At 50.4% G+C, this 20,666-nt stretch carries 17 protein-coding genes; 7 read left to right on the forward strand and 10 right to left on the reverse strand.

Features of this window, described 5'->3' with window-relative positions; genetic code table 11:
- Positions 1–12: 12 nt before the first annotated feature.
- The 6 genes from miaA to O9X78_RS11780 all read right to left on the reverse strand — a co-directional run bounded on the left by miaA (position 13) and on the right by O9X78_RS11780 (position 6,857).
- Positions 13–927 (reverse strand): tRNA (adenosine(37)-N6)-dimethylallyltransferase MiaA, encoded by a 915-nt coding sequence (gene miaA, locus O9X78_RS11755; RefSeq protein ID WP_269619968.1) that lies wholly within the window; start codon positions 925–927, stop codon positions 13–15.
- Positions 928–958: 31 nt separating this feature from the next.
- Positions 959–2,812, reverse strand: coding sequence for a DNA mismatch repair endonuclease MutL (gene mutL, locus O9X78_RS11760; RefSeq protein ID WP_269619883.1), 1,854 nt, complete (start codon positions 2,810–2,812; stop codon positions 959–961).
- Positions 2,812–4,179, reverse strand: a complete 1,368-nt coding sequence (locus O9X78_RS11765; protein WP_269619884.1) for an N-acetylmuramoyl-L-alanine amidase — start codon at positions 4,177–4,179, stop codon at positions 2,812–2,814. Before O9X78_RS11765 ends, mutL begins: the two co-directional genes overlap by 1 nt.
- Entirely contained in the window at positions 4,166–4,660 is a 495-nt protein-coding gene (gene tsaE / locus O9X78_RS11770; RefSeq protein ID WP_269619885.1) for a tRNA (adenosine(37)-N6)-threonylcarbamoyltransferase complex ATPase subunit type 1 TsaE, read from the reverse strand. The genes O9X78_RS11765 and tsaE overlap by 14 nt, the downstream gene beginning before the upstream one ends.
- Positions 4,644–6,188, reverse strand: coding sequence for an NAD(P)H-hydrate dehydratase (locus O9X78_RS11775; RefSeq protein WP_269619886.1), 1,545 nt, complete (start codon positions 6,186–6,188; stop codon positions 4,644–4,646). Before O9X78_RS11775 ends, tsaE begins: the two co-directional genes overlap by 17 nt.
- 144 nt (positions 6,189–6,332) lie before the next feature.
- Positions 6,333–6,857, reverse strand: coding sequence for a DUF4197 family protein (locus tag O9X78_RS11780; protein ID WP_269619887.1), 525 nt, complete (start codon positions 6,855–6,857; stop codon positions 6,333–6,335).
- A gap of 277 nt (positions 6,858–7,134) precedes the next feature.
- Between O9X78_RS11780 and queG the strand changes: the two genes are divergently transcribed.
- Complete coding sequence (gene queG, locus O9X78_RS11785; RefSeq protein ID WP_269619888.1) at positions 7,135–8,208, forward strand: tRNA epoxyqueuosine(34) reductase QueG; 1,074 nt, start codon at positions 7,135–7,137, stop codon at positions 8,206–8,208.
- A gap of 65 nt (positions 8,209–8,273) precedes the next feature.
- Here queG and O9X78_RS11790 read toward each other — a convergent pair whose 3' ends face one another.
- Positions 8,274–10,124, reverse strand: coding sequence for an autotransporter domain-containing protein (locus O9X78_RS11790; RefSeq protein WP_269619889.1), 1,851 nt, complete (start codon positions 10,122–10,124; stop codon positions 8,274–8,276).
- Between the two features lie 297 nt (positions 10,125–10,421).
- Positions 10,422–10,967, reverse strand: a complete 546-nt coding sequence (gene orn / locus O9X78_RS11795; protein WP_269619890.1) for an oligoribonuclease — start codon at positions 10,965–10,967, stop codon at positions 10,422–10,424.
- Positions 10,968–11,120: 153 nt separating this feature from the next.
- On the opposite strand from orn, the gene rsgA reads away from it, so the two are divergent.
- The 3 genes from rsgA (at position 11,121) to asd (ending at position 14,109) form a co-directional block, all read left to right on the forward strand.
- Positions 11,121–12,131 (forward strand): small ribosomal subunit biogenesis GTPase RsgA, encoded by a 1,011-nt coding sequence (gene rsgA / locus O9X78_RS11800; protein ID WP_269619891.1) that lies wholly within the window; start codon positions 11,121–11,123, stop codon positions 12,129–12,131.
- A 208-nt stretch (positions 12,132–12,339) separates the two neighbouring features.
- Positions 12,340–13,185 (forward strand): sulfurtransferase, encoded by an 846-nt coding sequence (locus O9X78_RS11805; protein ID WP_269619892.1) that lies wholly within the window; start codon positions 12,340–12,342, stop codon positions 13,183–13,185.
- A 60-nt stretch (positions 13,186–13,245) separates the two neighbouring features.
- A complete protein-coding gene (asd, locus tag O9X78_RS11810) occupies positions 13,246–14,109 on the forward strand; it encodes an archaetidylserine decarboxylase (RefSeq protein WP_269619893.1) in 864 nt (287 codons plus the stop codon).
- Between the two features lie 31 nt (positions 14,110–14,140).
- Here the strand turns inward: asd and epmA are convergent, their stop codons facing one another.
- Both epmA and efp read right to left on the reverse strand, forming a co-directional pair.
- Positions 14,141–15,094, reverse strand: coding sequence for an EF-P lysine aminoacylase EpmA (gene epmA / locus O9X78_RS11815; protein ID WP_269619894.1), 954 nt, complete (start codon positions 15,092–15,094; stop codon positions 14,141–14,143).
- A complete protein-coding gene (gene efp / locus O9X78_RS11820) occupies positions 15,095–15,664 on the reverse strand; it encodes an elongation factor P (RefSeq protein WP_269619895.1) in 570 nt (189 codons plus the stop codon). It lies immediately after the preceding gene.
- A 46-nt stretch (positions 15,665–15,710) separates the two neighbouring features.
- Here efp and epmB point away from each other — a divergent pair, with 46 nt between their 5' ends.
- The 3 genes from epmB (at position 15,711) to O9X78_RS11835 (ending at position 20,660) form a co-directional block, all read left to right on the forward strand.
- On the forward strand, positions 15,711–16,724 hold the full coding sequence (gene epmB / locus O9X78_RS11825; protein WP_269619896.1) for an EF-P beta-lysylation protein EpmB: 1,014 nt from the start codon (positions 15,711–15,713) through the stop codon (positions 16,722–16,724).
- Positions 16,725–16,800: 76 nt separating this feature from the next.
- Entirely contained in the window at positions 16,801–18,594 is a 1,794-nt protein-coding gene (locus tag O9X78_RS11830; protein ID WP_269619897.1) for a cyclic-di-GMP receptor FimW-related protein, read from the forward strand.
- 59 nt (positions 18,595–18,653) lie between these two features.
- Positions 18,654–20,660: a sensor domain-containing phosphodiesterase gene (locus O9X78_RS11835; protein WP_269619898.1), complete on the forward strand. Its 2,007-nt coding sequence runs from the start codon at positions 18,654–18,656 to the stop codon at positions 20,658–20,660.
- The last annotated feature ends 6 nt before the right edge of the window (positions 20,661–20,666 follow it).

Genomic DNA, 20,666 nt, shown 5'->3' on the forward strand with positions numbered 1-20,666 from the left:
GTATACCGTAAGTTATTGATATACGGCAGCGCCAGAATGCATCAAGACCTTATTTAGCTGAGATTCTGTGGTTTCGCCAGTATCTAGCCAAATTAAGTCTGGCCAGCCACGCAACCACGTTAATTGACGCTTAGCTAACTGACGTGTGGCGATTAACGCGCGTTCAAAAGCCGCTTCCACCTCGTAATCGCCGCGCAAATACTCCCAAACCTGACGATAACCCACAGCTCGAATAGAGGGCAAATCCGGATGAAGATCACCGCGCGCCATCAGCCCCGCAACCTCGTCAATAAAACCACCGGCAAACATCTGCTGCAGACGCTGCTCTATACGGGCGTGCAAAACAGATCGATCAGACGGCGCAATCGCAAACTGGTGGACATTATAGGGTAGCGACTGTGCAGACTGCCTAGCCCGCCATTCACTCATGGTAATACCACTAATGCGATACACCTCCAACGCTCGGGACAATCGCTGTGAGTGATTCGGATGGATCCGCTCTGCGGACTCAGGATCAATCGCTGCCAATTCGGCGTGAATCGCAGGCCAACCAAGCTCAGTCGCCTTGGCGTTTATATCGGCACGGACTTGAGGATCTGCGCTGGGCATATCCGCCAACCCCTCAATCAAAGCTTTGAAATACAACATTGTGCCGCCGACTAAAACAGGGATACGCCCCGCCGCAGTACTTGCCGCCATCGCCGCCAGAGCATCCCGCCGAAATTGCGCAGCTGAATAGGGCTCCGAAGGATCACAGATATCAATTAATTGATGGGGGTAGCGAACCAGCGTCGCGGCATCCGGTTTTGCACTACCGATATTTAAGCCTCGGTAAACGAGCGCAGAATCTACACTAATCAAATCGCAGGGAAGATGGTCACTCAACGCCAAGGCCAAATCCGTCTTGCCCGCCGCCGTTGGGCCCATCAAGAAAATCGCAGAAGGCAAAAAATCAATATCAGCGGCCACGCAAGAACCATTTATCAAGCTCGGCCATACCGACCTGAACCCAGGTCGGGCGACCGTGATTACACTGACCGCTGCGTTCTGTGGCCTCCATGTCGCGCAGTAAACCGTTCATTTCCGGCAGGGTCAAACGGCGGTTTGCACGCACCGAACCATGACACGCCATCGTCGACAGGATCTCGTTAATATGTGCACGAATACGATCACTACTGCCGAATTCCAGCAAGTCTGACAATACATCCCGCACCAGTTGTTCAACCGATGTATCGGCCAAAATGGAAGGTAACTCCCGAACAATCACCGATTCCGACGCCGCGCGTTCAACCCGCATCCCCAGTTCAGCAAAAACATCGCTGTGTTGCTCCGCGCAATCAGCTTCGCGCTCACTCACCGCTAAATTCATTGGCACCAACAACGGCTGACTGCGAATGCCTTCACCGTCACGCGCATTCTTCATTCGCTCATAGGTAATGCGCTCATGGGCGGCGTGCATATCTACCAGCACCAAACCCTGCTGATTTTCAGCAAGAATGTAGACACCCTTCAACTGCGCCAGCGCGTAGCCTAGCGGCGGCGCAACACTCGCATCCCCTGTACTTAGGCCTTGAGGTGTCTGTAAGCGCTGATACCCCGCTCGCTGATCGGCCACTTCCGATGAAAACGAGGCAAGCTGAGGCCGATACTGGCTTTGATACGCCCCAGAAGAATTCGACAAGACCGCGTCACCAGCGCTTGGACCCGCCGCACTTTCCGTCAAGGCCATTGCCGACTGAGTTTCTGGCATTGCCAACATCGGCTCGCCCGTCATTTGCGGAACCGACGCATTCTGCGGCACTGTATCCGGACGCACATCCGCCAAGACTTTGTGTAGGGTGCGAAAAATGAAATCGTGCACTGTGCGGCCATCACGGAAACGCACCTCATGCTTAGTCGGGTGAACGTTGACATCCACTGACGCTGGGTCCAACTCTAAATAAAGAACAAAAGCCGGATGACGACCGTGAAATAGCACGTCCCGGTACGCCTGACGAACCGCGTGCACAACCAAACGATCACGCACATAGCGACCATTCACATAGAAATGCTGCAAATCGGCCTGACTGCGGGAAAAACTTGGCAAAGCCACCCAGCCCCACAATCGCAACCCCATTGCTTCGCGGTCGATAAATAGGGTCTGCTCCATAAACGCCGGCCCGCAGACTGCCGCTAGACGACGCTCTTGCTCTAACTGGTTATTTGCTGGTTTAAGGCTATGAACAGCGCGGCCATTGTGGCGCAGAGAAAAGCCAACATCGTAGCGGCTCAAGGCCTGACGTTTAACCACCTCTTCCAAATGGTTAAATTCGGTTTTCTCAGTGCGCAGGAATTTCCGGCGGGCGGGGGTATTAAAAAATAAATCACGCACCTCAACGGTGGTGCCACGCGGGTGAGCGATTGGCGCTAGCACCGCCTCCATATCACGACCTTCACTACGAGCAGACCAGCCGGAGTCACTGTCTTCACGGGCGGTACTCAAACTCAAGCGCGATACCGAACTAATACTGGCCAAAGCCTCGCCCCGAAAGCCCAAGCTCGCTACCGACTCTAAATCTTCAAGTACCGAAATTTTACTAGTGGCGTGACGGCTCAGGGCCAAGGGCAAGTCTTCGTGGGAAATACCTTCACCGTCATCGCGGACGCGAATTAACTTAACACCGCCATCTTCTATCTCTAATTCGATACGACGAGCGCCAGCATCTAAACTGTTTTCAAGTAATTCTTTAACAACCGAGGCGGGTCGCTCAACAACTTCACCCGCCGCAATTTGGTTTGCCAAGCGCGGGTCTAGTAAATGGATTTTTGTCATTAGGATGAGGGAATCTGTATTTTCTGACCGACGCGGATATCACTACCCGACATTTGATTGTGCCGCCGCAAATCATTCAGCGGTACGTTGTAGCGATGCGCGATACCAGAAAGCGTGTCGCCACGAGCGATAACATATTCACGCTCGCCTGCCACCGGCGCGTGGCCTTTACCGGGAGCAATATCGCCACGTTTTACCGCCGCAAAATAGGTATCTGGCGGCGGGCTCTCGCGGAAATAGCGATCAATACCTTCGTAAATCGCCTGTGACATTTGGCTTTGATAGGTCGAGCTTTTTAATTTACTGGCTTCATGGGGATTAGAAATAAAGCCCGTTTCAACTAGTAAAGAAGGAATATCAGGGGATTTCAATACCGCAAAGCCCGCCTGCTCAACCCGCTTACTATGCAAACGGGAAATTTTACCCATCTCGCCCAGCAACTGCCCACCCACACTGAGACTCGCATCCAACGTGGCGGTCATGGACAAGTCAGTAAGCACGCCGGCAAGCACTTGGTCTTTATCTGACAGGCTCACGCCGCCCACCAAATCCGCCTCGTTTTCGCGCTGAGCCAAAATACGTGCCGACGCACTGGTAGCGCCACGCTTGGAAAGGGCGTAAACCGAACTGCCATTGGCCTTGGGATTTGTAAACGCATCAGCGTGTATTGAAACAAAGAAATCCGCCTGCGCCTTTCTGGCGAGATCGCGACGCTTAGCCAAGCCCACGTAATAGTCGCCATCGCGGATCATCACCACGCGATAGCCTTTCTTCTGCTCAAACCGTTCTTTCAAACGTAAGGCAATCTTATAGACCACGTCTTTCTCTTTGACTCGCCCCGGCCCAATTGCACCGGGATCTTCACCACCGTGGCCCGCGTCAATCGCGATCACCACGTCGCGGTGGGAGCTATTCTCTACACTCATCACCACCTTGGGTGCATTCGGAACAGCTACACCACCAACCGTGGCTTTTTCTTCTTTGTCCAAAAAGTCTACGACCAAGCGATCATGCAATTCACCACTGGCCGCCAACAAAAAGCTTCGCACCTGCACTTCGTTACTCAGGTCAAAGACAATGCGTAACGCGCCACCGGGCTTCTCAGCGTGACGTATTTTAGAGATAGGACTATTGGCAAAATCAAGCTTGCTGGTGTCTGAGGTCAGCTTGGCACCCTGTATGTCGATAACAAGACGACTGGGATTCTCTAGGGTGATAAGCTCATGTTCTACCGGGCCACTGAGGTCAAACACCACCCGACTATGATCTGGCGCCCGCCAAAAGCGAACGTCGCGGACTTCTGCAGCCTCCGCAATGGCTGCAAAAAATAGTAAACCACACAAAAGTGCACTGCTAATCCGATTCATATTCGCTCAATTGGGCCAGAATTTGCTGCCCGCGCTGCGTAGTGCCGCGCGCGGCAAGTAGGCGGCCCACCCCCTGCTGCTCAATGCTAACCATTATGTCGGCAGATGGCAAAAATCCGCTACCACGCTGAGGCCACTCAACCAAACACACCGACGAATCATCAAAATAATCCCGAATCCCCATATATTCCAGCTCTTCCGGATCGCCGAGACGATATAAATCAAAATGATACACACTGACAGGCTTGGCCATCGGCGGTTCCGTCGTCACCACTAATTCTTCATAAGCCTCCACCAAGGTATAGGTAGGACTTTTAACCGGTCCCAGATGACCAAAGGCGCGGAGTACACCTCGGCAAAATGTCGTTTTACCCGCGCCCAATTGGCCATCAAGATACACCACGGCGCCACCAATCATCGCTCGACCTAAAACTTCACCCGCCGCGACTGTCGCGTCTTCACCATCAAGATACTGCTGCATACCCGTTGATCACGCCTCGTAAATTATCGATTACATCACTTGCCAACATCCCGCGCTCGCCGAACTTAGCAGCACAATCTGCAGCAGCGACATGAACCGCTGCCGCTAAACATGTGGCAAACACAGGATGGTGGTCCTGCGCTAAAAATGCAGCAATAATCCCAGACAACACATCGCCCATTCCGCCGCTGGCCATACCCGGATTTCCACCGCTGTTTAGGTAAATTGGCGAAGCTTCTTGTGCATCAGCAATCACCGTACCCGCCCCTTTGAGCAACACCGTCGCCTGATATTTATCACGCAAAGCCAACACGCTGGCAAAACGGTCAGCTTGAAGCTCCGCAGTACTGCAATCCAAAAGCCTTGCTGCCTCACCTGGATGCGGCGTGAGTATACGTGCCCCGCGGTGAAAATGCAGGAGCTTCGGCTCTACGGCAATTATATTCAGCGCATCAGCATCAAGCACCACGGGCTTGTCACTCGCTAAGGCCGCTTTTAACAAGGTATGACCCCAAGCATCCTGCCCCAAGCCCGGCCCTATTACCAATACACTCGCTTTCGCCAGCAAGGGCAGAATATCTTCTATGACGTTAACACCGTGCGCCATAATTTCTGGCCGAGCAGTATTAAACGCCGCGACATGTTCAGATCTAGTCGCGCAGGAAATCAAGCCCGCTCCACTGCGCGCCGCGGCTGTCGCCGCCAACAATGCAGCTCCCGCCATCCCCAAATCGCCACCAATGACCAAGACATGACCAAACATGCCTTTATGGCTATTTCGAGGTCGCGCCCCCCACTGCGCTAACATCGACGCGCAGTTCAATTGCTCAATCTTTTCAGCGCCCTGTTGCTTTAATTGCTGATATACCCCTCGAGGCACAGATAAGGAATCAAACACTGCCTCGCCGCTGCAATCGACTCCATCGAGAGTGTATAAGCCACGCTTTCGGCCAATAAAACTAATCGTAACGGAAGCGTGAACCGCTATACCAAGTCGCCTGCCGGTATCGCTGCACAAACCAGAAGGCACATCTATTGCCAATACCGGCGCGCCACAGCCGTTGATAACCGCAATCGCCTGTGCATATTTTTCACGTACCGCCCCGCGCAAGCCTGTACCGAGCATCGCATCGACCACAAGGCCTTTGGGGGCTGGGCATTCCCCCTCCCAATCCCTTACCAACACACCGGCATCTATCGCCGCCCGCATGGCGAGTGCCGCATCACCTTTTAATGACAACGGGTCTGCCAAAGCCCAAACATTAACCGGTAAACCATGTTCTGCAGCCAATGCCGCAATAATGTATCCGTCCCCACCGTTATTGCCACCGCCGCAAAATATTTCTATGGGCGAATGATCTGGCCAGCGCTGCTGCATTTCGCGAAATGCGGCCAGCCCCGCTCTACTCATCAACTCAAAACCGCTGAGACCACTGGCGATGGCGAGCCTGTCTAGTTCGCGCACCTGCGACGCGGTATATAAGCTTTGGTCAGCAGAAATCGACTCACCCCACATGGAAAATGGCATACGGTGTTTCTCTATTATGTCGAGCTCCAATCTATCATAGCGCCCGCACGGGTGCTGACAAGATTAGGAGCTTACTGTTATTTAGCGCTAAGCTGCATATAAGTTGCCGCATGGCATCAACGGACGTCTATATTGCCATACAACTCAGTCGCCGGAGGCGCTCATAACACTATCTAGCTCATCACGGATGAGCAACTCCCGAGCGGCCACTTTCTTGAACAACCCCTCGGCGGCCTGTTTCGCCACATATTGGGCTAACTGATCTGGCTGCACTGCGTGGCGAGTGCATCGTTTTTGCAATGTATCCGCATCCATTTTGGCAACAATGTTTTTCAGAATTGGGCCCGCCACCGGAATCGCATCCTCCGCAGCGCGGTTAATCAGCGTTTCCAGCAGTGCAGCTTGTGGGTTTACACTTAAATCCCGCGCCACACCAATTACCAAACCCAAAGGCGGTGGCAATAAAATCCGCACCAGCGGATCGTCCAGAAAACCACCTTTAAGCGCCAACTGCTCAACCACCAGATCAATACCGTACTTAAGCTTCTGGGCGAAGGTTTTAGCAAACATTTGTTGGAATTTGGCTTGAGCAGCCAATGACATCTCATCGAATATCGATGCACAGCCCGACGTCAACAGCGTCATTAACACGAAGGCAATAGCACGCAATTTTTAATACCGGCGAGAGAACACTCAGAGGGAAGTGCCGAAATGGCGGCGCATTCTAGCACGGCACCTACCCAACGGAAGCGGCCTGTCGACGAACAATGACAAAAATAATTACTAGGGAGTGAGCGACTCTCAAAACACTAGACGCGATTTTATATCAATGCCATTCAGGTCACAGACTAGATGGCCTTTAAAGTGAAATTCACAGAGACATACAGACGCCACCGGACGGTGTAAAATAATAAGCCTTCATAGGGCTCACGCAGGCACCGGCAACTTGACCACCTCCAGTTCAACTGACCTCGATACTCTGGCGCAGCAAATTAAAGTCTGGGGGCAAGAACTCGGTTTTGCCCACATTGGCATTAGCCCCGCAAGCAACGAAGTTCACGCCAAGCATCTACAAAACTGGTTGGCAAAAGAGTACCACGGTGAGATGAGCTATATGGCAGAGCGCGAAGGACTTCGCGCCGCACCGAATGAACTACACTCTGGCACCATCCGTGTGATCAGCGCCCGCCTAGACTACTTGCCCGACAGCGAACGCTGTGAGACTGTCCTAAATTCACCCAACAAAGCCTATATCTCACGATATGCACTGGGCCGCGACTACCATAAATTAATTCGCAAACGCCTGAGCCAACTGGCAGAAAAAATCAGTACCGTTGCAGGTGGCAGCCACCGCGCCTTTGTCGATAGCGCGCCCGTACTCGAACGCGGCTTTGCAGAACAAGCCGGACTGGGTTGGATTGGCAAAAACTCGATGCTGATCAACAGCAAAGCAGGATCATGGTTTTTCTTAGGTGAAATTTATACCGATGTGCCACTACCCATCGACCCGCCTCAAGAAACCGGCCATTGTGGAAGTTGTCGCGCATGCTTAGACGACTGCCCAACTGGCGCTATTGTGGCGCCCTATCAGGTTGACGCCCGCCGCTGCATTTCTTATTTAACCATCGAGCTGAAAGACAGCATCCCCGAAGAGTTGCGCCCACTCATGGGTAACCGTGTATTTGGCTGCGACGACTGCCAACTGGTCTGTCCTTGGAATAAGTTTGCACAAATCACCGATGAAACTGATTTTTCTCCACGACATCAACTCGACAATAGCGAGTTAATCACTCTGTTTTTGTGGACGGAACAAGCGTTTTTAGACAACACGGCTGGGTCAGCAATTCGTCGTATAGGCTACCAGCGTTGGTTGCGAAATTTAGCCGTCGGCATCGGCAATGCGCCAGCAAGTACTGAAGCAATAAAAGCCCTAGAAACACAGCGCCCCATTGCCGACAATATGGCCCGCGAACACATTGACTGGGCACTGGCAAAACATAAGAACGCGATCAATAAATAACAAAACTAGGCGGCCACAAAAAAGCCCCGATTCACGGGGCTTTTGACTAACACCAAAATGAAGAATTAGAAGGGCAGTGAATAGTTCAGCATCACACTTTCACGACCCTCGCCTTCGTCGCTGTAATTTATATTCAGCGCTAAACGCGACTTATCGATAGCCACAGACGCACCGATGCTGGCATCAACAAAGGTATCGCCGTCGGCACGATAGCTGGGCAGACGATAGCTGGCATACCCTAGATTAGTGTTTGTGACCTCTACCGTCTCGTCTGCATCTTCAAGCTCAGAAACAGAGAACACCTCGGCATACAAACTAACACCCTCACTCACCGCCATATTGGCCATTAACCCAGCACGAATTTGACGACTCTGACGACTTTGCTCTCCCCATTTATAATTAGACACTGCACCACCAGACTCAGTGTAACCGTCAACGTCGCCACTGAGTAAACGCGCACCCAGTGCCGGCGCTATACTTAACGTTTTTGACGACGACAACTCATAGGCAAGCTGACCGTCAAAATGCCAAGCATAACCATCGCTACCACCACTTGCTGTAAGGCCACGATCACCCAAACTAAAATGACGATCCAAGTCGCTATAATCAATCACGCTCAAACCTGCACTACCCTCTGCAAGCCAACGTTCGTCGCGATAACTCAGCAAACCACTCAAACCAACACTGCTGGCAGAAAAGTTTGTCTGCTCTGTGTCAGTCTCGTATTTGGACATACTTAGCGCGGCACCCACGCTCACGGTTGGCAGTACGGCCTTATTAAAACCAACGGTTAAATTTCTACCATCTTGATCGCCGCCACTGGGGGTATCTTCAGCTGAACCACTCGCATTAATAAAAAAGTGACTGGTATTCTCATACCAGCGATTTTCGCGCATAGTCTGCGCCAAACTCTCGTGTTGAGTGCGCGCAACGCCCAAAGCAATGCCTGGAAGTTGTCCAACGAGCTGCGGCGCAACCACCACATCAATCAGGTAATCACCGGTAATTTCGCCGACCTTTGCCGTTGGATGAACACCGTCGTTAAAAAGCAATTTACTGGGATCAGGATTCGTGCCGTCTATACCGAATACGGGATGCTCAATACAGTCGGCGTTGCTATCGTCAAAACACATATAGCGCTGATCAAAGGTACCTAAAGGACCGAAGGCAACATTTGCACCATTCGCGAAACCATAGGATTCCGCATTATCAGATACATAGGTAATAACCCCCGCTAAATCGACAGGAATGATATTCGCGCCACTAAAATTAGCAAAAGTCTGTAATGCCTGATTATACCCAGCGGCACCGGCAGATACCGCTGCGGCGGACCCAGGACTACTCAAGTTTTGTGCTTGCACCGCCGGCGTTTTACCTAGATCGGGCAAATTACTCAGCATAATATAGCGACCACCCGCAGCGCTGATCGCAGAAACCCCCGCAATTAATGTTTTCGCCGAGTTAACGATAGTCGCCTGATCCACAGCTGTACCGTTAAGAAAATCATTACCGCCGCCATCTATCAAAAATAGCGCATTGGGATTAATAGTATTATTTTCGGTGAGATATGCTGGCCGGGCCTCTGCGCCACCCGCTGGCACGGCCAAGCCCGTGCCGTTAATAGAGTTCAAAATGTCTGCGGTCTCATAACCACCCACCGCATAGTTTGTGCCGCCACCTGCCGCCGGATCTGTAGCTAAACCCAAAGCCATACCCAAGTACTGCGGTGCGATATTCGCGTAGGCACCCAGACTAAAATCACCGCTACCATCGCCAACTCGGTTGGTAAATCGTCGCCCAAGATTACCGCTATCCAGCAAACTATCACCAAAAATGACAAGTTCGCTAAAATAACTTTGCGCTGATAAGGGCGTACAAAACAAAGAAGCCATACATAGCGCCGTCAATTTTTTCATATCAATCCACCTTCTTATTGTTGTCTACCAATAGTCGATCTGAAACCGGAAACCTATTCAGCGAACCTAAATCAATCAATTCACAGCGAATATGCGACAAGTTTTCATCGACAACATAAGCTGCTACAAGACTCGTTTTTGCGCTTTATCACAATAGGTGTAAATACAGATAGCTAATGAACAATAGAAGATAGATTGCACTTACGCAAAGATAGGGGTGATTAAAATCAGGTAGGCCGACAATAATAAGCTACCGCTCACGTCGCCAGTAACGAACGCGAGCAACACAAAATGAATTTAAGAGAGGCGAAGAAAATGCTCGCGGTAATAACTCAGCTCGGCAATGGAATCATAAATATCATTAAGCGCCAGGTGCGATGCAGACTTTTTCAAACCGCCGCTTAAATCCGGGCGCCAACGTTTTGCCAATTCTTTCACACTACTCACATCTAAATTGCGGTAATGGAAATAAGCCTCTAATAGCGGCATTTCGCGGGCCATAAAGCGACGATCTTGGCAGATGCTGTTGCCACACATCGGCGATGCACCCTTATTTACGTGCTTATCTAAAAATGCCAAGGTCAGCCGCTCCGCTTCTTCGGCAGTAATGCAAGTGTCTTGCACCCGCTTAATCAAACCTGATTGACCATGCTGGCGGGTATTCCACTCATCCATCCCTGCTAAAATCTCGTCCGACTGGTGAATCGCCAGCACGGGCCCTTCGGCAAGCACATTTAAGTTTGAATCGGTCACCACAGTCGCGATTTCAATTATGTGGTCATTAATAGTGTCTAAACCGGTCATTTCCAGGTCAATCCAAATTAAATTCTGTGCTTTATCCATGGGTTTGCCTTCACCGTGAAATTAAAAAGATAGCCACATAAGCCCCACAGTTTAGTGAGAAATACTGCACGCGAGCTACGCACACACTTACGCAAAGTGTCGATTGTACCAGCACATAGGGTAAGATGGCTCTCCCTAGGCGAATGAACCTTCATGACAAAACGCAAACTGAGCCGCCAGCAACGCTGGCGCATCGAAAAAGTACAGGCCGAACGCAGTGAACGGGCGACCAAGCGAGACACTCAGCTTGACCAAGCGCTAAGCGAGGGCGAACTCGGCCCTGAGCAAAACGGACTTATCGTCAGCCATTTTGGTCAGCAAGTTGAAGTTGAAGCAAGCAGCGGCCTACGGCAACGCTGCCACGTCCGCGCCCACATTGACGCCTTGGTAACCGGTGATAGCGTTACTTGGAGAGAGGGCAAGCCGACGGGGGTTGTCGTGGCATGTAACAGCAGAAGCTCATTACTTTCTCGTCCAGACAATCACGGTAAATTAAAACCCGTTGCCGCCAATATCGACCATATTGTTATTGTCATTGCCCCGGAACCACGCGCCCACGCCAATCTCATTGACCGCTATTTAGTCGCCGCCGAAGCCATTGGTATACGGCCGATATTGCTGCTCAATAAAACCGATTTAATAAACGACGAAAACCGCGAATATCTAAACAATATGCTGGCTCGCTACCAGGAAATTGGCTATGAAGTTACCCGCGCGTCTACTGAAGCAGACCACGGCTTAGATGAATTAAAACAACGCCTATGTGGGCAGATTAGCGTTTTCGTCGGGCAATCAGGCGTGGGTAAATCATCGCTAGTGAACAGCCTGCTACCTGGCACCGACACCCGTATTGGCGCTTTATCGGAAAGCACCGCAAAAGGAAAGCACACCACGACCACCGCGCGACTTTTCCATTTCCCCGACGGCGGCAGCCTAATCGATTCACCGGGTATTCGTGAATTTGCGCTATGGAATATGGACAGAGAAAAAGTCCTGGCAGGATTTATCGAATTCCGCCCCTTTCTCGGTATGTGCCGTTTTCGCGACTGCAAACACGAGCACGAACCCCGCTGCGCTCTATTAGACGCCGAAGCGGAGAACAAAATTCGCCCCGAACGCATGGCGAGCTATCGACAAATTCTACAAAGTTTAAACGACGAATAGTTATAAGCATCGCTGTGATTTGCCAACCCTTCTTATATCACGCTATCGCCGTCGAATTTTTCACCGCGCATTATTTAGAAGACCAGGCAGCGAGACCTCCACTACCGCATTGTTAACATGTTAGTAGCCATGCAAATGCATTATGGCGTCGCCTTACAGAGGCCGCTACTGATACAATCAATCTACACGCTAACATAAGTTATTTATTATGAAAGACTGGCCACTATTAATTGAGACAGCGCAACTTGCTGACGCGCTGCACGACCCAAAATTACTCATCTTGGACACCAGCAGTGCCGAGAATTACGCCGAGCATCACATTCCCGGCGCCATACATATAGCGCCATCAGAATTACAATCAGGCATAAAACCCGCCGTTGGCAAACTACCTAGCATCGACGCGCTAAATACCCTGTTTTCAAAAGTAGGGCTAACGCCAGACAAACATGTCATCGCCTATGACGACGAAGGCGGCGGCTGGGCAGGTCGCTTAATCTGGACACTCGATGTCATTGGACATCGTAACTACTCTTACCTAAACGGTGGTCTACCTGCGTGGCTTGAAGAAGGTTATTTAACCGAAAAAGTCGCTAACCATCCTGCACCTACGCCGCAAGACATTAATATCGATAGCACCGCAATTGCAGAAATTGAAGATTTCGTCAGCATGCTAGACAACACGCAGCTCGCCATCTGGGATGCGCGCTCACCAGAGGAATATCGCGGAGAAAAGGTCTTGGCGCAACGCGGTGGCCATATTCCTGGGGCGATCAACCTCGACTGGCTTGAGTTGATAGATCGAAACAACCATCTGCGGCTCAAAGATTTAAGCAGCTTGCAGGCTCGCTTAAATGAGTTAGGTATCACCGCCGATAAAACCGTGATTACCCACTGCCAAACCCACCATCGTTCTGGCTTAAGTTATTTACTGATGAAAATACTCGGCTACCCTCATATCAAGGGCTATCACGGCTCGTGGGGTGAATGGGGTAACACTGAAACAACGCCAATTGAAACCGGTGATCGCGCGCAACCCAGCGCCCACCAGCCTTAGCGTCAGATGTATATTGTTATAAAAACCTGAATCAGTGAATCTCGCTCAAGAGGACAGTGTGTGAAAATCGCGTTTATTATTATTCAGTATCTGCTACCCCAGCACCTGTTATCGAGGCTGGTAGGCAAGCTTGCAGAAACCGACATACCATGGCTAAAAGACCTGTTAATTAGTCGATTTATCAAGCAGTACCAGGTAGACATGAGCGAAGCGGCGGACTCCGATCCGCGGAGCTACGCTAATTTTAATGCTTTTTTTACCCGTGCTTTAAAAGACGACGCAAGACCAATATGCGACGACGAAAGCGGCATCGCTTGTCCTGCAGATGGCGCCATCAGCCAAATTGGTAAGATCACCGGCGGTCGAATTTTTCAAGCCAAGGGTCAAGACTACAGTCTTTTGAGCCTGCTTGGCGGTAACCGTGAGGCCGCCGCACTGTTCGATGAAGGCAGCTTCGCGACCATTTACCTGTCACCACGTGATTATCACCGCGTGCACATGCCCCTCACCGGCACGCTACAATCGATGAGCTATATTCCAGGCGCCTTATTTTCGGTGAACACTACCACTGCGGAAAACGTCCCCGGCCTGTTTGCAAGAAACGAGCGCGCCGTGTGCTTATTTGACACAGACGCAGGCCCGATGGCCGTCATTTTGGTTGGTGCGATGATTGTCGCCGGTATTGAAACTGTGTGGGATGGCCAAATTGCGCCTCCACCAAAGGGTATAAAAACCACTGACTATCGTCAGGGTGCTAGGAAAATCACTTTAGAGAAAGGCGAAGAAATGGGCCGTTTTAAACTCGGCTCAACCGCCATTGTTCTCTTTGCTAAAGGTCGCAACGAATGGCTAGATCGCTTTGAAGCGACCACCCCAACGCGACTGGGTGAAACCTTGGGACAGGTAAATAAAATTGCAGAATAAAGTGTGTCGGGCGAAAACCTCTTAGCAATGGTCACGCCCGCTCTAAAGGAAATGCTATCACCTCATCGATGCGTGCCGCTCCACACGCCAGCATAGTCAGCCGATCAAAACCCATCGCAACACCGACACACTCTGGCAGCGCCGCCATTGCTTTAAGCAGGTTGCGATCTATCGGCGGCAGCACCTGACCACTCTCGGCGCGGCGAAGATGATCATCGCGAATACGCCTCACTAACTCACCGCTGTCACGTAATTCATCATAGCCATTTGCCAACTCCATACCGGCATAAAAAGCCTCAAACCGAGACGCAAGCTGAGGGCCTTGTGCGCTCGTTCGCGTTTTGGCTAAGGCCGCCTGCGATGCGGGAAAATCGTAAACAAAACTGAGTATCGTTCCGTCTAGGGCAGGCTCAACAACGGATGACATTAGCAATTGTAGCCAGAGGTCGCGATCGTCCGAGTCAAAGCTGAGGTCTAGATGGGATCGCGCGCAGGCCTTTAATTCGGCCAAAGAAGCGCGATGGGGATTCAAATTGCAATACTGAACAAAGACCTGCTCATAACTGAAATGCGCGGACTCAATAGTCCCAACAGCCAAGGAAACGACCGCCGCCACTTCATCCATTAAATCCTGCAAGCTCAAACCGGGACGATACCACTCCAGCATCGTAAACTCTGGATTGTGTCGCCGCCCCCGCTCACCGCGACGAAAGGCCTTACAAATTTGATAGATTGCCCCACTGCCCGAGGCCAGCAAACGCTTCATTGCAAATTCGGGAGAGGTCTGCAAATACATAACGGCATCACCCTCTGGGGCGATGGTTGTAATTGCTTCAATATTAGGGTCGCTTACCGGTGCCGAGGCAAGCAACGGTGTATCCACTTCCAACACACCGCGCTCAGCAAATAGCGCGCGCACCGCAGCCAACAACTGCGCGCGACGACTCAAAGCCGAAAAATCAGCCGTGGGCCGCCAGTCAGACATTTACGCTTTAACTCGGTTTTGGTATTCGCCGGTGCGCGTATCGACTTTTATCACTTCGCCAATACTTAAAAACAAGGGGACTTTTACCACCGCGCCAGTGCTCAAGTACGCAGGTTTAGTGCCGCCCTGCGCTGTATCACCTTTAACACCCGGATCAGTTTCAACAATTTCCAGCTCAACAAAATTAGGTGGCGTCACTGACAATGGCGCGCCGTTGTATAATGTAACGGTGCAAATATCCTGTTCTTTCAGCCAATTCGAGGCATCACCTACGGCTTTAAGATCGGCCTGAAACTGCTCAAACGATTCAGGGTCCATAAAGTGATAGAATTCACCGTCGTTATACAAATATTCCATACTTTGATCGATAACATCAGCGCCTTCCAGCGACTCACCGGATTTGAAAGTACGCTCCCAAACCCGACCTGAGTTAAGATTGCGCAAACGCACACGGTTAAAGGCTTGGCCTTTGCCGGGCTTAACAAATTCATTATCTAAAATAGAACAAGGCTCGCCGTCGAGCATAACCTTTAGTCCGTTGCGAAATTCATTGGTAGAGTAATTAGCCATGATTTTCCTCAGCGACGGTGTGAAACCGTAGTTTAAAAAGGCTGCAATGATACCCTTAAAAGACACATTTTGGCAGGCTGAAAGCTGGCAGCAACAAATGAGCGGTATGATCCGCGATCCCGAGCGTCTATTAGCCCGCCTGCAATTAGATGAAGAAGCGCAACCCGAAACCGCTGCCGCATTGAAGCAATTCCCGCTTAGAGTACCTGAAGCCTTTGTCGCGAAAATGGCCATAGGCGACTGGAAAGACCCACTACTACTTCAGATTTTACCTTTGGGTGAAGAGATGGCGGAGCACGTCGACTACGTTAACGATCCACTTGAAGAGGCCGCTGCCAACCCCGTGCCAGGCTTAATTCATAAATATCACGGCCGGGTTTTACTCATCGCCAGCCCGACATGCGCTGTTCATTGCCGCTACTGTTTCCGCCGCAACTTTCCTTACGACACCAACAATCCGAGCCAACGAGACTGGCAACACGCACTTGAATACATTGCTGAGCGCCCAGAAATTAGCGAAGTCATTCTCAGTGGCGGCGATCCACTTTCCCCGCCAGACGAATATTTGCAGAAACTAATCTCCAAAATTGCTGCAATTCCTCATGTCGACACCCTGCGAATTCATACTCGCTTGCCCTTAGTCTTGCCGGCACGAATTACACAAAACTTGGTTCATGTACTTAGTCATCACCGCCTGCATACCGTAATGGTCATACATTGCAACCACGCCAATGAAATAGATTCAGCTACTGCCGAGGCTCTGGGTAGGCTTAAAAATGCGAACATCACGCTACTAAATCAAAGCGTACTGCTTAAAGATATTAACAATGAGGCCGATACATTAATCAACTTAAGTCGTCGCCTATTCGATGTAAATGTCATGCCTTATTATTTGCACCTTCTCGACAAGGTAAGAGGGGCAGCACATTTTAGGGTGAATGAAGAGGAGGCGCTGCAGCTTATGCGCGCTATAATGGCGGAGCTACCCGGATACTTGGTACCGAAATTGGTTAAAGAAGAACCCGGCGCAAGCAGCAAGTCACCACTTGCGCTATTATGAATTAACGCGTAAAAACATAGACTTAAAACACAAACTGTGGAAACTACGCATTAAGACTGTCAAATCGCAGGACTTTATGAAAAATAGCTCAAGCCTCGCTGTGGCGACGCCGGAAATAAGCCGCGAAACGCACAGCCAGTTCGCATTAAACGCAAATGCCGTCAATTCATGGCTAAGCAGCTTACCGCTAGCAAACCTAGGCGAAGCCACTCGCCTGCTGTTCCAAGCGCTATCCGAGTTAAGCCACACCGCGTGCAAGCCCAAAGATCGCTATGAAATTCTAGAAAAAATACGTCCGCAGGTTCACTACATTGTCAAAGGCTTATCACAACACTATTTGAACAAACCCGTAGTCTTACCAGAGAAAACACAAAAAATAGTCCTGCTTGCCAACACATTAAATACCCAACTTGCGACCGGCTATTGCCAAGCGTTTAAGGGACTAGAAGGTGAAAATAGGCTACTTCGCTCGAAAGATGCTATGGCGACCTGCCTTCATCGCGCGCTAACTGAGCACGCCAGAATTCTGTTACGCACCTACCAACTGTACCGATCTAGCCATAAAGACTTTTGGCTTACCGCGCATAAAATTTACCTATGTGCGAATGCGCAAAAACTCCGCAAGCCGAAAATCATTGACAGCGTCTATGGCGATGGCACCGTCCAACAAGCCTATTTGCGCATTCTGATGTTGAGCTGCAGCAATACGCATCAGCTTCCACAACGCCATATTGAAGAGATATTCAATGAACTGAATAGCTGGACGGCGTTTATCGAGCTCTGCGAAGACAAGCTCGAGCGCTGCGTCTTCTTGTTTAACCCATCAGAAGACGCGCCGCCGGCTTATCGCGAGTTGATTAAACGGGCACCATCCCCCGGCTGGCTGGGCATAGACACCAAACTGCTACTATCACAGAGTGGCGGTTTAGCGGGCGCCCTGTCGCCGCGCAAGAGCAGCAATGCCGGTACGCTTAACAAATCTATTCTAGACCACCTGAATATTTCGTGGAGCTCTGCAACGTCTCGCGCCGCAGAGCGCAGACCTTGCAGCGAACCCGTTCTAATTTCCGTCGGCATGAATACCACTCACTTCTACGTGGCCAATCAACAAGACTTTAGCCACTTCCAATTTGAAGACGACATTCACAATCACGCTGCGCTATTCACAGAGCGGACCTCAAAAACTAACGATGTATGGGGACAGAACGGTAGCGCAGATACACGAGGCCGCGACCCATTCGAAAAACAAAGTTTAAACGGCAATCCCTCAAGTGGCCCGATTGAGACGATTAACTACGGCCTGCCACAAGACAATACTGCAGCCGTCACAACAGAGGGCAAATATGAATATGTTCGCTCACGCATGCTTGATACCAGTAGTTCCGGTTGCAGAATAGAATGGCCCGACAGCGCCAACGTCCGCGTTCGTACTGGCGAACTTGTTGGTTTAAAAACTGATGATTATGAGGAATGGCGAGTTGGCGTTGTGCGCTGGATACGCAGCGATGGCTCCCATCAAATTGGAATTGAAACACTCGCCTCAGGCGCAACGCCGTATAGCGCTCGGCTCGTTCAATCTGGCTTGGCGGTCAATGACTATCAGCGCGCGATGCTACTGCCAAGTGGCCAAGTAGCTGAGGGCCCCCTACTATTGCTATCTGGCATTGTTGGTATCTCAGAGGGGCAGACCATAGAACTTTTGCGCCCAGGCCATTCTATGCGTATTAAATTAGGCAAAATCGTGGAACAATCAAATGCCTTCAAACTGTTTCTTTTCCAAGATATAGCCCGTAACCAAACTAAAGTCGATGTCGCTGACCCAGACGCAGTGAACAAAAACGACTTTAACCAACTATGGGATATTCTGTAGTCAAACGTTTGAATGACACACCTGCGATTTAACAAAACGAAGACTATGATTGAGCCTTTATGATCAGCAGTACGGCCATTAATATACTTTTATTTTCACTCTCAGATAGTGACGCCGAGCAGCTGGCCACTCACTGTCGTAAGGGGGGACGCATTGCACATACACTCGGCATTGATACCGGCGAAAAGCTATCTACGGCGATAAATGAATCCGATTGGGACGCGCTGATTTTTGATGCCGAACACGCTCAGTTAGATATTCAACGCTGCTGCCATATTTTGCGTAAGTACCAAAAAGATATCCCGGTGATTTACATGGGTGAAGGCGATACGCTATTACCTCCGGACCCCTGCGTGGTCGATATTGTGACCAAATACAATATGTCACAGGTTGTCAGCGCCGCGTTCAAAGCACAAACTGCCTTAGATCTTCGTCGTCAACTAGCGGACATGAAAATTGCCCTTGCCGAGGCTGAAGAACGGAATCAGCTACTGCTAGACGATCACCAAGACCCGATTGCGTACATTACTGACGGTATGGTGATTTACGCCAATACACCATTTTGCGAGCAAATGGGTTACGACGATTTAGATGGCTTCCCGATCGTCGATTTAATTACCAACAAAGATCAGGAACGTTTTAAAAACGTCCTTAAAAAGCAACAACTGCACAATGAACATCAGCAATTAGAAATTAGCTTCTTTCTGGCTAATCAAACTGAGTTCAAAACCCATATACTTTGCGACAGCGCCCACTATGAGGGTGAAGACTGCATACAAATATCTATTCACAAGAACAATAACGGCAACGCGGTAAGCGGTGTAGATAACACCACAAGAATGAGTAGCAAATATCAATTTTTAACACTGCTACAAGACTTTATAGAGAATGAGCGCAATAGCAATTCATCGCTACTGCTTATCTCCCTTGACCGCTACAGCAGGTTGCGCAATAGCACCAGCCTCGTCGACATCGAGTCCCTTATTGAAACCCTTAGCAACAAAGTCCGTAGCGACATACCAGCACAGTATTACGGACGGGTTGCGGACGACATGATTGCCGCGATAGCCCATCACGTATCAAGCGACAGCGCACTTGAAATGGCATTGGAATTAGTCAAGTCTACAGAGTCTTCAATATTTGAAGTGCGCAAACAATCCTTACAATGCACTGTCAGTATTGCCATCTTACCGATCAACCACCTCACCCCACCTAAAGCTTCTCTATTACTAGATACGGCCTTCGAAAATGTCGAGAAAATCTATCACGACGGTGGCAATAAAGCCGAAATTTGCCGGCGCGACCGCCAACAGTTAAGTCGCAACGATTCACCCGATGATGTTATTTCCGACGCGATGGCCAATGACCGCTTGAACCTCATGTTCCAACCGCTGGTCAATTTAGGTACCGCTAGCGGGGATCACTACGAGGCCAGTCTTAATATTAAAAATTGGGTCGAGGGAGAAATGTCAGCGGGGGAAATGCTACGCACCATTGAGCGAGAACCAGAGAACACCCAGCTAGATCACTGGATTGTGGTCGAGGCAACCAAGCAACTCGCTAAAGAGCGCCTCGCTGGACAAGACCTTAAACTCATTATCAATCTCAGCGGTAACGTATTCCACGACCCTGAGTTTTGTGCATGGTTGAGCGTTGCATTTAAAGCAGCAGGGCTGCCGCCGTCATCAGTGATTTTACAATTCAGCGAAGAGAGTATTGCCAACGCGCTAAAGCCCGCTCTGGACTTCACTAGGCAACTACAGAGACTAGGTTCTTCCTTAGCAGTAAGAAACTTCGGCCGCGCCCAAAAAGGCAACAAATTCTTAAGTCACATTCGGCCGGCACTAGTGAAACCGGGTTATCGCACAACCGACACGCCAACAGACGAACAAATTAGAGACGTGGTTCAACAAGCTCGATTACTCAACAGCCAAATAATCATACCTAACGTAGGTAGCGCTGCGACCCTTGCCATGCTGTGGCAGCTGGGACCAGACTTCATCCAAGGCAGTTATGTGAACGAACCCATGCCCAGTATGAACTATGAATTTGCCGCTTTTGGCTAAAGGTGG

It is taken from the genome of Zhongshania aquatica (assembly GCF_027257955.1).
Classification (GTDB): Bacteria; Pseudomonadota; Gammaproteobacteria; order Pseudomonadales; family Spongiibacteraceae; genus Spongiibacter; species Spongiibacter aquatica.

Bases quoted from the DNA above. Each gene is read 5' to 3' on its own strand.
- miaA (WP_269619968.1), bottom strand. From the start codon at position 927: ATGGGCCCAACGGCGGCGGGCAAGACGGATTTGGCCTTGGCGTTGAGT.
- mutL (WP_269619883.1), bottom strand. From the start codon at position 2,812: ATGACAAAAATCCATTTACTAGACCCGCGCTTGGCAAACCAAATTGCG.
- O9X78_RS11765 (WP_269619884.1), bottom strand. From the start codon at position 4,179: ATGAATCGGATTAGCAGTGCACTTTTGTGTGGTTTACTATTTTTTGCA.
- tsaE (WP_269619885.1), bottom strand. From the start codon at position 4,660: ATGCAGCAGTATCTTGATGGTGAAGACGCGACAGTCGCGGCGGGTGAA.
- O9X78_RS11775 (WP_269619886.1), bottom strand. From the start codon at position 6,188: ATGCCATTTTCCATGTGGGGTGAGTCGATTTCTGCTGACCAAAGCTTA.
- O9X78_RS11790 (WP_269619889.1), bottom strand. From the start codon at position 10,124: ATGAAAAAATTGACGGCGCTATGTATGGCTTCTTTGTTTTGTACGCCC.
- orn (WP_269619890.1), bottom strand. From the start codon at position 10,967: ATGGATAAAGCACAGAATTTAATTTGGATTGACCTGGAAATGACCGGT.
- rsgA (WP_269619891.1), top strand. From the start codon at position 11,121: ATGACAAAACGCAAACTGAGCCGCCAGCAACGCTGGCGCATCGAAAAA.
- O9X78_RS11805 (WP_269619892.1), top strand. From the start codon at position 12,340: ATGAAAGACTGGCCACTATTAATTGAGACAGCGCAACTTGCTGACGCG.
- epmA (WP_269619894.1), bottom strand. From the start codon at position 15,094: ATGTCTGACTGGCGGCCCACGGCTGATTTTTCGGCTTTGAGTCGTCGC.
- efp (WP_269619895.1), bottom strand. From the start codon at position 15,664: ATGGCTAATTACTCTACCAATGAATTTCGCAACGGACTAAAGGTTATG.
- epmB (WP_269619896.1), top strand. From the start codon at position 15,711: ATGATACCCTTAAAAGACACATTTTGGCAGGCTGAAAGCTGGCAGCAA.
- O9X78_RS11830 (WP_269619897.1), top strand. From the start codon at position 16,801: ATGAAAAATAGCTCAAGCCTCGCTGTGGCGACGCCGGAAATAAGCCGC.
- O9X78_RS11835 (WP_269619898.1), top strand. From the start codon at position 18,654: ATGATCAGCAGTACGGCCATTAATATACTTTTATTTTCACTCTCAGAT.